Origin of the sequence: Chitinophaga pinensis DSM 2588, from assembly GCF_000024005.1 — a bacterium.
GTDB classification, from domain to species: Bacteria; Bacteroidota; Bacteroidia; order Chitinophagales; family Chitinophagaceae; genus Chitinophaga; species Chitinophaga pinensis.
In genome coordinates this window covers 8,667,904-8,681,040 of record NC_013132.1, presented here as the reverse complement: position 1 = coordinate 8,681,040, position 13,137 = coordinate 8,667,904, and the positions used below count along the sequence as shown (strand labels likewise).

The window sequence follows — 13,137 nt, the reverse complement described above, 5'->3', positions numbered from 1 at the left end:
TCTTAGGGAACATTGATGTATTTATGCGTTTGCAGAGAGAGTTGCCACTTTGGATTTTCCTTGATATAATCAATGATGAGGGGAGTGACCTGAGCGGACTTCTCCCATTCAGGCTGGAGGTATAGTTTACAATGCGGACCAGCCAGTGCAGCATATTTTTCTGCCCAGGCAAAATCGCTTTTATTGAAGATCACCACTTTCAGTTCGTGGGCCACCTCGCATACTTCAGGTAAGGGGGCTTTGAACTTCTTAGGAGACAAGGTAATCCAGTCCCAATGGCCGCTGAGCGGAGAGGAGCCGGAGGTCTCCATATGTGTACGGAAGCTTGCTGCGTGGAGGGCGTCGGTCAGTGGATCGAGGTTATGCATCAGGGGTTCACCACCGGTAATAACGGCAATACGACCCGGATGTACAGCAGCGTCGCGCACCAGTTCGCTGATGGCGATCAGCGGATGCCGGGAAGCATCCCAGCTTTCTTTTACGTCACACCAGTGACAGCCTACATCGCATCCGCCAAGGCGAATGAAATAAGCGGCCTGTCCCTGGTAGTTGCCTTCCCCCTGAAGGGTATAGAAACGTTCCATAACAGGAAGCTGAAGAGATGTGGCGGTATCGGCTGTAATAGTTGACATGTTACAAAGTTACGAAAATGCAGAACGCTTAACGCGCTTTGCCGTCGGCAGTATTCTCTTACCCGTTGTAGTGGGGCAGCGAACCTATCCTGGCATTGCAAAAGGCGTTAAGCGTTTTACAGGATATTAATTAATTCATATTTACTTTCTGGCTTGCAGCGTTGTATGTGTTTTTCAGCAGGGCTGCAATGGTCATCAGACCTACTCCTCCCGGAACCGGTGTGATGAAACTGGTTTTAGGTGCTACTGCATTGAAGTCTACGTCGCCTACCAGTCTGAAGCCAGACTTTTTGCTTGCGTCTTCGATACGATTGATTCCTACATCGATCACAACAGCGCCTTCTTTTACCATATCAGCGGTTACAAAGTTCGGGCGACCGATGGCTGCAACGATGATATCTGCCTGTAAGCAAAGCTCTTTCAGATTAGCGGTCTGGGAGTGTGTAAGCGTTACGGTGCAGTTACCCGGATTTGCGTTACGGCTCAGCAGGACGCTCATAGGCGTACCTACGATGTTGCTTCGTCCGATCACTACTGCATGTTTTCCTTTTGTAGGAATGTTGTAGTGTTCGAGCATCAGCATGATGCCATAAGGAGTCGCAGGAATGTAGGTAGGTAATCCGATTACCATTTTACCTACGTTCATCGGGTGAAAACCATCTACGTCCTTGCTGGGATCAATGGCGTTGATCACCAGTTCTTCGTTGATATGTTTTGGAAGAGGAAGTTGTACGAGGATACCGTCAATATCTGCATTTTCATTCAGCAATGTGATATTGTCCAGTAAGTGTTTTTCAGAAATCTTCTCGTCGAAACGTAAAAGGGTGGAGTGGAAACCAATTTCGGCGCAGGATTTAACCTTTGATGCCACATAAGTTTCGCTGGCGGGATTATTACCTACCAGGATGGCTGCCAGGTGAGGGACTTTTTTGTCCAACGCTTTCAATTCAGTTACCTTATCTGCCAATTGGGCTTTAACAGCCGCTGAAACAAGTTTACCGTCTAAAATTTGCATTCGCAAAGGTAGGTATTTCCTTTCAAGTTCTGCAAAACAAGTTCCCTGCCATAAATAATGAATAGGTTACTTGTTTTGCTACAGGAAAACCTGTACATATCAGAACTTGTAATAGTAGTGGAAATTTTAAAGGCAGGCTAAGGTTGCCCAATATAATTAAATTCTTGGAGACGCGGATAAAATTTCAGGTGTTGCCTGTGCCGCATATTTCTCAAAATTGCGTACAAACTTCACACCCAGCTCATTAGCCCGCTGGGCGTAAGCGGATTTATCAGCCCAGGTATTGCGCGGATCCAGTATTTCGGAAGGCACGCCCGGACAGGATTCGGGGATAGAGACGCCGAAAACGGGATGATCTTTATAAGCAAGTTTATCCAGCTGTCCGTTCAGTGCGGCGCTTACCATGGCCCTGGTATAGGACAACCTGATACGCTGACCGGTACCATAGGAGCCACCGGTCCAGCCGGTGTTGATCAACCAGACTGTCGCCTTATGACTGCGCAGTTTCTCGCCCAGCAGAGATGCATATTGCACCGGGTGCAACGGAAGGAAAGGCGCTCCGAAACAGGTGCTGAATGTAGTTGTTGGTTCTGTAACACCGGTTTCTGTACCCGCTACCCTGGCAGTATAACCTGAGATAAACTGGTACATCGCCTGTTCAGGCGTGAGCCGGGAGATAGGCGGCAGTACGCCGTATGCATCGCAGGTCAGGAAGAATATATTATCCGGTACGCCACCTACTGAAGGTATAACGGCGTTATCGATATAATGGAGGGGATAGGATACCCTTGTGTTTTCCGTGATACACTTGTCGGCGTAATTAACGTCGCTGGTACCTGGATGGCACATAATATTCTCCAGCAGTGCACCTTCGCGGATGGCATGGAAGATCTGTGGTTCCTTTTCTTCGCTGAGGTCTATACACTTGGCATAGCAACCTCCTTCGAAGTTGAAGACATTGTCAGCAGACCAGCCATGTTCATCGTCCCCGATCAGTCGTCTGTCTGGATCTGCGCTGAGCGTTGTTTTACCCGTACCGCTTAATCCGAAGAAAATGGCGGTATCGCCTTTGGCGCCCAGGTTGGCGGAACAGTGCATACTCAGTACGCCATGTTCGTGTGGCAGAACATAATTGAGAATGGTGAAAATTCCTTTCTTGATCTCACCGGTGTAAGCAGTACCGCCGATAAGGATCATTTTACGGCTGAAGTTGACCACCGCAAAATTAGACTGGCGGGTACCGTCAGTGGCAGGATCTGCAAGACATCCCGGCGCCTGGATGATGGTCCAGTCTGCGTGAATGTCTTCCAGTTCTTCCTCTGAGGGCCGCAGGAACATGTTGTAGGCAAACAGGTTCGCCCAGGGTGATTCTGTGATGACACGGATGTTGACACGATAGGAGGGATCTGCACAGGCGTAACCTTCCCGCATCCAGACATCTTTACCCGCAAAATAACGGGTGATCCGGTCATACAGTTTGTCAAAGTTTTCCGGGCTGAAAGGAATGTTAAAATCGTTCCAGTTGACAGTAGACGCTGTGAGCGCGTCTTTTACGATAAATTTGTCTTTAGGAGATCTTCCGGTAAATTGTCCGGTGTTCACTGCGAGGGCGCCGTTGCTGAGGATAGCGCCCTGTCCGAGAGCCACAGTTTGTGAAATAAGTTCTGTTGGCTCCAGTTGATAGAAAATATGACTCGTTTGCCGTATACCCAGCTCTAATAGGTCGGCAACAGGATTCCTTACACTGCTAACTTGCATGGTAAGATTGTTTTGGTGTAGTAAGCAAATCTAGTGCTTTTTTGATATTATCAAATTAAAGCCCGCAGTTTTGAATAAATTTAGAAAATGTAACTGCTAAATGGTTGTTTGTTTGATAGATTTCTAAAATGGATCTGTCTGTTTTGCAGGAATGCGTAAAAAATTAAGTGCGTACGATACGCTTAATCCCGGGAAAGCCCCTGCATATTTCATTATATTACAGTCCGGTAGATGTTATGCTATATTTGTTATTATTAATCGTTCTTTTTCCGTGAGAAAATCTGGCCGGCTTTATCCGGTACCAGTTAAAATGACTGGTAAAAAGTCGCCGGACGAAGAGTGGACGAAGAGTGGACGAACAAGCGACGAATCAGCGACGGCCAAACGGCATCCAAACATTAACAGTTTGACTACATAATAGATAAGGGGGCGTTTTGTGAAATTTCAGTAGGTTTGACGCGCATTTTTGAACGCCACCGTAAAAAAAGAATATGAAAAATTTACCATTAGACTCTCAGATCTTCATTAAGAATCGCCAGCGCTTTATTGCTGCCATGCAGCCGGATTCCATTGCTATTATCAATTCCAATGACGAATTGCCGACGAATGGAGACGCATTGCATAAATTCCAGCAGAATGCTGATCTGTATTGGTTGACCGGTATTGAGCAGGAGGATACGATGGTCATTTTATGTCCTGATAATCCGGATCCGAAATTCCGTGAAGTACTGGTACTGGTACGTCCGAATGAACTGAAAGAGAAATGGGATGGACACAGACTGCGTAAAGACGAGGCTTTCGCCGTTTCAGGTATTTCTACCGTAGTGTGGCTGGACAGCCTGGATGCTATGTTGCAACCCTGGATCCATGATGTTACTAACATTTATCTGAATACCAACGAGAATAACCGTAAGTCAAGCCTGGTGCCTGTAAGGGATTACCGTTATGCGGAAGAAATGCGTAGCCGTTATCCTTTGCATAATTATCTGCGTGCAGCCGTTATATTCAAGCAACTGCGCGCTGCAAAGACACCTGAGGAAGTGACTGTATTACAGCACGCGATCGATATTACTGAAAAGACTTTCCGCCGTTTATTACAGTTCATCCGTCCTGGTGTATGGGAGCATGAAATCCACGCGGAGATCCTGCATGAATTCCTGCGTAACAGGGCTGATGGTGAGGCATATGGCTCTATTATCGCCAGTGGCGACCGCGCACGCATTCTCCACTATATATTCAATAACCAGGAATGTAAAGATGGTGAACTGATCCTGATGGACTTCGGCGCTGCCTATGGCGGTTATAACGCAGATCTTACCCGTACAGTACCGGTAAATGGCAAGTTTACTGCCCGTCAGCGTGAAGTATACGATGCCTGTCTGCACCTGCATAACTATGCTAAAACCATCCTCCGTCCAGGTATTACCATTGCGAAATATCATGAAATGGTGGGTGTGGAAGCCGGTAAGCAGTTTGTCAAAATCGGCCTGCTGAAAGAGGAAGACATTAAAAATCAGGATCCTGAAGTGCCAGCGTACCGCAAATACCTGTACCATGGTATTTCCCATCACCTGGGTGTGGGCGTACATGACCTTGGACCGTCTTTCCACCAGCCGATTCCGGAGAATTCCGTGATGACCATAGAACCCGGTATCTATATTGAGGAAGAGAAAATGGGTATTCGTATAGAGAACAATATATGGTTGACAGCAGGCGGTAATGTGGACCTGATGAGGAATATTCCTATTACTGCTGACGAGATAGAGTCGTTGATGAAGAAATAGTATATATATTTACTAAATATTTAATGCTAAAATGTGCGATCGTCTATGGGAGAACCCTTCATAGACGATCGGCTTGAATACAGATGAAGCAACTTCCTAATATCCTGACGCTCGGCAACCTTTTTTGTGGTGCTCTTGCTGTTATTTACATTCTGCATTCTCCTGAATACAGAGCGGAATTCAACGGGGGAGAGTATTTGGTTACCAATCCTGCACCTATGTACTGGGCATCTGCCATGGTGGTACTGGCGGCCTTATTTGACTTTACCGACGGACTAGCAGCCAGATGGCTCAAACTGCAATCTCCTTTTGGCCGTGAGCTGGACTCACTGGCTGATATGGTGAGTTTCGGCCTGGTACCCGGTATGATGCTGTTCCGCCTGTTAAGAAGTGCATACATGAGTATGCCGGACGTATTTGATGTGTCTTATGTGAATCTGGCCCCGGCATTAATGGTACCTTGTTTCGCAGCTTACAGACTGGCGAAATTCAACCTGGATACCCGTCAGTCGGAGAACTTTATCGGTATACCGACACCAGCTGTAGGATTGCTGGTGGCGTCTTTCCCGATGATCATCATGTACAATCCATTCAATCTGGCACACTGGTTACAGAACATCTGGGTGCTTTATATCATTATCGCCCTGCTGTGTTACCTCATGGTAGCAGAGATTCCGATGCTCAGTCTGAAGTTCAAAAGTCTGCAGATCAAGCCTAACTGGGCCCGGTTCTTACTGGTGGTACTGTCACTGATTGGCATTCCCTTCTTACAGTTTGCGACTGTTCCGTTCGTTTTTGTATGTTATGTTTTACTGTCACTGGTGGCAAAACCTACAACCGGAAGCGCCGCTAAGTAGTGGTTTTTTGCGATTTATGTCTTAGGTTTGCGTCAAATTTTTCAAAACATGACGTTTACTGCACATATAAATGTGATGCCGCTGAAAGAATTACTGGACCCTCAGGGCAAAGCTGTAATGAGTGGTTTAAAGAACCTCGGTATCGGTAATGTACATGACGTGAGAATTGGCAAACACATCACCCTTCAGATAGAAGCTGCTTCTAAAGAAGAGGCACAACAACTGGCAGAAAATGCCTGTCAGAAACTGTTGGCTAATCAGGTGATGGAATCTTTTGAAGTTAGCATCCACTAATAAAACAGCAATTACGAATTACGAATGTCGAATTACGAATGAGCTTATAGCATCTATCATCATCGCTGCATTTCATTCGTAATTCGTAATTTGTAATTCGTAGTTGTATGAAGTTATATCTTGTTCCTTCTCCCATAGGCAATCTGGCCGATATTACTTACCGTGCGGTAAAAGTGCTGGAAGACGCTGCACTGATACTGGCGGAAGATACCCGTACCTCAGGGTTCTTATTGAAACATTACAATATCAATAAGCCGATTACTCCCTACCATCAACATAACGAACATAAGGTACTCCAGCATCTCCTGCAACAATTGCAGGGCGGGAAGACCATGGCCCTGATTACCGATGCCGGTACGCCAGGCGTGTCTGACCCGGGGTTTCTGCTGGTACGTGAGTGTATCCGTACGGGTATACCGGTAGAATGTTTGCCGGGAGCAACCGCCTTTGTGCCTGCACTTGTCAACAGCGGTATTCCTATGAACCGTTTCTCCTTTGAAGGTTTCCCACCTCTCAAAAAAGGACGGCATACGTTGTTTACACAGCTGGCTACGGATGAGCGCACATTGGTATTCTATGAATCACCTATGCGACTGGTAAGAACCCTGGCTGATCTGATTACTTATTTTGGTCCGGAGCGCCAGTGTTGTGTAAGCCGTGAGTTAACCAAGATGTTTGAAGAAAATAAAAGAGGTACTTTACAGGAAGTACATGATTACTTCGCCGAAAAAGGGGTGAAAGGTGAAATCGTATTGATTGTAGAAGGAAAATCTTAAACCGTTAAACAACTTAATTAACATAAACAGAATTCAGGATGACGCAAACGACAGTAACAAAATGTCTGCTGGCTTGCCTGCTTATTGCGGGTTGGCAAGGTGCGAAAGCCCAGTCAGACCGCTGGCAGCAGAGAGTAAAATATGCAATGGACATCAATATGGATGTTGCGGCAAACCGCTTTAGCGGCAAGCAGAAACTGCAATACACCAATAACTCACCTGATACGCTTTACAAAGTATTTTATCACCTGTACTGGAATGCATTTCAACCAGGCAGCATGATGGACGTACGTAGCCGCGAACTGGGCCAGACCGTGTTGTATAAAGATAAAAACGGTAATGAAAGACGTGACTGGGATGGACGTGTTACCGATCGTATTTCCAAACTGCAACCCGATCAGATCGGTTATCAGAAAATACTTTCCCTGAAAAGAGATGGTGCTGCGCAGACCTATAACGTGATTGGAACCATCCTGGAAGTACCACTGGCTAAGCCTATCCTGCCACATGCTACTGCTACATTTGATATGGAATTCGAAGCACAGGTACCTGTTCAGATCCGCCGCAGTGGTCGTAACAACTCCGAAGGGGTTGATTATTCCATGGCGCAGTGGTATCCTAAAATGTGTGAATACGATTACGAAGGATGGCATCCTACACCGTACATCGCGCGTGAATTCTACGGTATCTGGGGCGATTATGATGTGAAGATCTCTATCGATAAAAAGTATGTTGTTGCCGCTACCGGTTATCTGCAGAATCCAAACCAGATCGGTTATGGTTATGAGATGGCAGGCAGCAAAGTATTACGTCCTGCTGGTAACAAACTAACCTGGCATTTCTCTGCACAGAACGTACATGATTTTGTATGGGCAGCAGATCCTGATTATAAGCACATCACACAGCAGGTGGATGGTTTCACGGCTCACTTCTTCTATATAGAGAATGAGACGACCAAAGAGACCTGGCCGACCTTTGCTAAAATGATTCCAACTGCTTACAAATATATCAAGGAACATTATGGTCCTTATCCTTATAAGAGCTATTCTTTCATACAAGGTGGCGACGGCGGTATGGAATATCCAATGGCTACGCTGATCATGGGTAATGGTAAACTGGAAGGACTGTATGGTCTGGCTGCACATGAGTGGATGCACACCTGGTATCAGGGTATGCTGGGGACTAATGAAAGCCTGTATCCATGGATGGACGAAGGTTTTACCACTTTCGCAGAGAACAATGTTGTATATCATACACTGGATTCAACAAAATCACCTTCTGCACAGACCAGTGCTTACAATGGTTATTTCGCACTGGTAAGAAGTGGTTATGAGGAACCAATGAGTACACACTCCGATCATTATAACACTAACTATGGTTACAGTCTGACAGCTTATTCAAAAGGAGCCGTATTCCTGGAACAACTGGGTTATATCATCGGTGCGGAAGCACGTGATAAAGGGCTGTTGAAATACTATTGGGAATGGCGTTTTAAACATCCGAATGTGAATGACTTCATTCGCATTATGGAGAAAGAAAGCGGTATTCAGCTGGATTGGTACAAACAATACTTTGTATACAGCTTAAAACACATTGACTATAGTATCGATAGCGTGTTTGAAAACAACGGCAAGACAGTGGTAAGATTGCGTCGTGTAGATAACATGCCGATGCCAGTCGATCTGCTGATCACGGGTAAAGATGGTAAACAGGTGATGCACTATGTTCCGATGTCATTGATGTTTGGTACAAAACCAAATGAAGATGCAGCAGTACAGCGTGTAGTACATGATTACTGGCCATGGACAGACAGAACATACGATGTTGAAATTGATATGCCGATGAGTGACATCAAAAAGGCGGAGATTGATCCAAGTGAACGTATGGCTGATCTGAACAGAAGTAATAATGAGTTTGAGCAATAGTAATTGCTGATAATAAAATTGAAACGCTGCTTCGCAATGTGAAGCAGCGTTTTTTTATGTGAGAAAAGTGAGTAGATTAACCTGGCGTTAACCGAATGTGGCTGCCGATTCGCGTAATATTGTTATATAATGACATGTTAACCATACCAATATTGCCTATGAGCCAGAACTTCACCAGAGCATTACAGGATCAGGACTAGGTAGAACATTTTTTGACAAAGGTTCTTGAGTTAGATTATTCTCAGTTAAGCAGTGATTTTGCTTATAAAATCATTCGGGGAGAAAAAGGGGTAGACGACTCAGGTACCCAATCACAAACCCTTGTCAATACAAAATTCAGGGACAGAAATTTTAAAGAAGAAAACAAAAGATGGGACTTGCGAAAGCAAAGTTAAATTATCAATATCATGAGTTCTCGTAAATCAAATAGCAGTGCATCAAAGTCTCGCAGAAATCAGTCTCCGGCGCAAAGAAAGAAGGCATTTATTGCCAGAAATCTGCACGTAAGAAAACATGACGAAGTAATGGCTTATCTGTACAATTATGAAACCGTAGAAGCTGAAAGAATGCTGAAAATAACCAAAAGGTTGTTGGCAGAAAGAAAAGTATAAATGCGTGTGACAGATAAGGCTGAAGAGACATTCACAAAAAGATAAAGGCGGCTCTTTGCAGTGCCGCCTTTATCATGGAAACAAATGAACAATAGTCTATCTATCAAAAAAAACGAGCTTGTTATTCTAACACATCACAATCAAAGCCTCTGCCCTTCACAAAACTGATCACTTCATCTTCCTGGGCTTTCATTTCTGTGATGCGTAATACTTTATCACAATCTTCAAGATCTACATGACATTGACCTACTTCAAACCGGCTACGGATCGCTTCCAGAATAGTTTGCCGGTCTTCCTTCGTCGCGATATTGGTTTTGAATATACCTATCATGTCAAACGGTATTAGGTGGTTTATGGCTATGCTATGCATTACAGATTAGTTTCGGTTTTAGACTCCTGTTTTTCATCATCAAATGGGCTCTGTCCCCAACGAGGGCCTACGGTACATCGACGAAGCTTTTCACGCAGTTTCTCTCTTTCTTCTTCTGACATATGCTGCATTTTCTCCATCATACGTGCACGCCATTTTTGTTTGGCTCTTGCCCCCCATGGCGCTCCGCCGCTACCATGCCAGCCGAAGATCAGTTTACCCAGCAAACAAAGGCCCAGTGCCTGCCAGAAAGTAATGACAGGACCATGGAACAGTTCGGGAATGAGCCAGTTCCACAGATATTGTACAGAAAAACCGACTGCACAACAGAAGATGAAGGCCATCAGGATAAACTTGAATACATGTGCAATCTTGGATACATTGGGTGCACGTCTCATATATAATATTTTTAATCTTGTAAAAGGTCTTTATACAGTTCCGCCAGCCGTTCCCGGAGGAAAAGCACTGCATATCTTTTTCTGGATAATAAGGTGTTGACGGACACACCAGTTTCAGCAGACATCTCCTTAAAGGACTTGCCTTCAATTTCATGTTGCAGGAACACAAAACGTTGCTCTTCCGGTAATTCATCGACAGCTTCCATAATAGACTCTGCTATTACTTTACGGGTCATGGGCGCATCACTCAGCGCACCCGGGTCAGCTATCACTTCTGAAAGGAATAAGCTTTCTTCTCCATCATATTCGCGGGTATGCTCACTAAAGGTGGACTCACGTTTTTTACGGAACCAGTCGGTAATTTTATTCCGGGTAACCGTAAAAAGCCAGGCGGTGATAGAATCTATCTGACTGCCCACGCGTGAATACTCTGTAAACTGGTAAAATACATCCTGCAGGATATCTTCTGCATCAGCTACATTATTAACCCGTTTCCGGATAAAATGAAGCAAGCGTTTGCGCTCCTGTCGCACCGTTTCCTGGATGCGCTCGTTTTGTTCTGCAGCCATAGCCAGAGGCGTTTTTTTAAGGAGCAATTCTTTCATCTTAATAAGGGAGACGAAAAAACAGTGTCGATATTTTACAGTTTAATAAATTTTTGTAAGATTTTTGGCGCTATTTCAGTATGTAGGCTGATTATCAATTATTTATTTACTACGACAATATGCTTCTCCTGGAAAAATTCTTCCGGGAACAGTTTATAGATGTTGGTAAGTTGGGGGCGAACACCACTTTCTGCGATTTCTTCTGTCAGATCACCGCCTTTCAGGCATATCAGGCCGGGTTGCTGCTCATGGGCAGGGGCTTTTTTCAGCACCGGCTTGCTCCAGCGCCATAAATCCTTCAGGGGAGCGACTGCACGGGATACTACGAGGTCAAACTTACGGTCTTTAATATCTTCTACACGGGAGTGCTTAAAGGTGACATTCTTCAATCCCAGGGCTTCTGATACGCCTTCTACCACTTTAATCTTCTTTCCGATGGAGTCTACCAGGTGGAATTGTACCTCCGGAAAGAAAATAGCAAGCGGAATGCCGGGGAAACCGCCACCTGTGCCCAGGTCCAGTATCTGCATACCGTTCGGGAAATCTGCCACAGCGGCAATGCTCAGCGAATGCAAAACATGTTTCTCGTACAGTGCATCAATATCCTTACGGGATATCACATTGATTTTCTCGTTCCATTCCTGGTAAAGTCCACTCAATGCCTGTAATTGCTGTAACTGTGTATCCGTAAAGTCTGAAAAGTATTTAAGTACGATCTCCATGATATTATATGAGCTGTAAATTGGTGCAAATGTAAAGAGCTTGCTGCAATAAAAAACGGCTGTCCTTGTTGAGACAGCCGTTCATATAAAATTTTATAGCCTTCTTACCATCTGTTCTTGGACTTGAACATCAGGGCAGGTGTCAGGAACAGGTAATAAACGAACATGAAAAAGTCCATAAACCAGCTGAATTTAAAGAGGTCGCCCTCGTCCAGCTTACGCATCGCCATAAAGGAGATAACAGACTGTAACAGCAGTTTTCCGCCGAAAACGCTCAGTGTGTAGATACGCAGTGGTTCATAAAACAGACAGCCGATGAACAGCGGATAAAACAGGAAATGTGTCAGTGAAAATAAACCCAGCAATACCTTATGGCCGAAGCGGTAGTGCTTGCCGGTGGACATATGCCTTGTCTTCTGCTGAAACCATTTTTTCCAGGTAGTTTTTGGCTCAGAATAGGTAAATGCCTGCTTATCGATCACCACACTCACATTGTGACGGGTAGCAGCCGCATTTACAAACAGGTCATCATCGCCGGAAGCAATATGATGGTGGGCGGTAAACCCTTTATGACGGTTGAACAGTTCACGTTTGTATGCCAGGTTACGGCCTACACCCATGTAGGTGATGCCGCTGAGGGCGAAGGAGAGATATTGTAAAGCGCTGAAGTAAGTTTCATAACGGATCACTTTGTTCAGCAGACCGGGTTTTTTCTCATACGGACTGTAGCCCAGTACGATCTCTTTCCCATCGGTAAATCCCTGGCTCATGAGCGACAGCCAATACGTACTGGACGGTTTGCAGTCAGCGTCAGTCAGCAGTATGTTTTCGTGTTTGGCAGTACGGATGCCCATAGAGAGCGGGAATTTTTTGCCGGGAATGAACTTGGCTGCCTGTTTGATCTCGATATGGCGATAATGAGGATAACCGGGTTCGATAGAGCGAAGGTAGTACTTGGTGTCATCTTCGGAATTATCATTTACGACAATTACTTCGTAGGCTGGCTTCTTTTTGCCGTGGTAGCGCTGTTGCAATACAGCCGGCAGGTTTTTCTGAAGATTCAGCTCTTCGTCTTTAGCGCAGATGATAACGGAGCACTCCGCGTCGGGATCGACTTCACTTTCGAAGGTACGGCGATAAAAAGCTACGCGGGAAAAGAAGATCAGGTAATACAATATTTGTATGGCTGCCACGGTAGCAAAAGCGTAAAAGGCTATTAAGCCCAAGTTATACAACATAGCATAGCAAATATATACGTTTTTGATTATCTGTATAGTCCTGTGGAAAAAAAGATTTTTAGACCCCGGCAGGGTCTTTTTCCAGATGGCCATCAGATTGCATGACAGCCCCCGATGCGGCGTTCTGCATAATTCCCCTTATTTTTGCCCCC

At 45.1% G+C, this 13,137-nt stretch carries 14 protein-coding genes; 6 read left to right on the top strand and 8 right to left on the bottom strand.

From position 1 onward, the window contains the following. Positions 1 to 2: 2 nt before the first annotated feature. The 3 genes from CPIN_RS34330 to pckA all read right to left on the bottom strand — a co-directional run bounded on the left by CPIN_RS34330 (position 3) and on the right by pckA (position 3,405). Positions 3 to 632 carry a 7-carboxy-7-deazaguanine synthase QueE gene (locus CPIN_RS34330; RefSeq protein WP_012794496.1) on the bottom strand — a complete coding sequence of 210 codons (630 nt, stop codon included), beginning with the start codon at positions 630 to 632 and terminating at the stop codon, positions 3 to 5. A gap of 130 nt (positions 633 to 762) precedes the next feature. Beyond that, entirely contained in the window at positions 763 to 1,647 is an 885-nt protein-coding gene (folD, locus tag CPIN_RS34325) for a bifunctional methylenetetrahydrofolate dehydrogenase/methenyltetrahydrofolate cyclohydrolase FolD (protein WP_012794495.1), read from the bottom strand. 156 nt (positions 1,648 to 1,803) lie between these two features. Further along, positions 1,804 to 3,405 (bottom strand): phosphoenolpyruvate carboxykinase (ATP), encoded by a 1,602-nt coding sequence (pckA, locus tag CPIN_RS34320; protein ID WP_012794494.1) that lies wholly within the window; start codon positions 3,403 to 3,405, stop codon positions 1,804 to 1,806. Between the two features lie 491 nt (positions 3,406 to 3,896). On the opposite strand from pckA, the gene CPIN_RS34315 reads away from it, so the two are divergent. From CPIN_RS34315 to CPIN_RS34285, 6 genes are all read left to right on the top strand, one after another. Next, positions 3,897 to 5,189 carry an aminopeptidase P N-terminal domain-containing protein gene (locus CPIN_RS34315; RefSeq protein ID WP_012794493.1) on the top strand — a complete coding sequence of 431 codons (1,293 nt, stop codon included), beginning with the start codon at positions 3,897 to 3,899 and terminating at the stop codon, positions 5,187 to 5,189. An 83-nt stretch (positions 5,190 to 5,272) separates the two neighbouring features. Continuing rightward, a complete protein-coding gene (locus tag CPIN_RS34310; protein ID WP_012794492.1) occupies positions 5,273 to 6,046 on the top strand; it encodes a CDP-alcohol phosphatidyltransferase family protein in 774 nt (257 codons plus the stop codon). A 48-nt stretch (positions 6,047 to 6,094) separates the two neighbouring features. Further along, on the top strand, positions 6,095 to 6,340 hold the full coding sequence (purS, locus tag CPIN_RS34305) for a phosphoribosylformylglycinamidine synthase subunit PurS (protein WP_012794491.1): 246 nt from the start codon (positions 6,095 to 6,097) through the stop codon (positions 6,338 to 6,340). A 107-nt stretch (positions 6,341 to 6,447) separates the two neighbouring features. Then, positions 6,448 to 7,116 carry a 16S rRNA (cytidine(1402)-2'-O)-methyltransferase gene (rsmI, locus tag CPIN_RS34300; protein WP_012794490.1) on the top strand — a complete coding sequence of 223 codons (669 nt, stop codon included), beginning with the start codon at positions 6,448 to 6,450 and terminating at the stop codon, positions 7,114 to 7,116. A gap of 38 nt (positions 7,117 to 7,154) precedes the next feature. Next, entirely contained in the window at positions 7,155 to 9,041 is a 1,887-nt protein-coding gene (locus CPIN_RS34295; protein WP_012794489.1) for a M1 family metallopeptidase, read from the top strand. A 407-nt stretch (positions 9,042 to 9,448) separates the two neighbouring features. Beyond that, positions 9,449 to 9,652, top strand: coding sequence for a hypothetical protein (locus CPIN_RS34285; protein WP_012794488.1), 204 nt, complete (start codon positions 9,449 to 9,451; stop codon positions 9,650 to 9,652). 121 nt (positions 9,653 to 9,773) lie between these two features. Here the strand turns inward: CPIN_RS34285 and CPIN_RS34280 are convergent, their stop codons facing one another. From CPIN_RS34280 to CPIN_RS34260, 5 genes are all read right to left on the bottom strand, one after another. Continuing rightward, a complete protein-coding gene (locus tag CPIN_RS34280; RefSeq protein ID WP_012794487.1) occupies positions 9,774 to 9,983 on the bottom strand; it encodes a hypothetical protein in 210 nt (69 codons plus the stop codon). A gap of 38 nt (positions 9,984 to 10,021) precedes the next feature. Next, positions 10,022 to 10,420, bottom strand: a complete 399-nt coding sequence (locus CPIN_RS34275) for a hypothetical protein (RefSeq protein WP_012794486.1) — start codon at positions 10,418 to 10,420, stop codon at positions 10,022 to 10,024. Positions 10,421 to 10,431: 11 nt separating this feature from the next. Continuing rightward, positions 10,432 to 10,989, bottom strand: a complete 558-nt coding sequence (locus tag CPIN_RS34270; RefSeq protein WP_012794485.1) for an RNA polymerase sigma factor — start codon at positions 10,987 to 10,989, stop codon at positions 10,432 to 10,434. A gap of 134 nt (positions 10,990 to 11,123) precedes the next feature. Then, positions 11,124 to 11,747, bottom strand: coding sequence for a 16S rRNA (guanine(527)-N(7))-methyltransferase RsmG (gene rsmG, locus CPIN_RS34265; protein WP_012794484.1), 624 nt, complete (start codon positions 11,745 to 11,747; stop codon positions 11,124 to 11,126). A 104-nt stretch (positions 11,748 to 11,851) separates the two neighbouring features. Then, on the bottom strand, positions 11,852 to 12,985 hold the full coding sequence (locus tag CPIN_RS34260; protein ID WP_044220375.1) for a glycosyltransferase: 1,134 nt from the start codon (positions 12,983 to 12,985) through the stop codon (positions 11,852 to 11,854). Positions 12,986 to 13,137 lie beyond the last annotated feature (152 nt).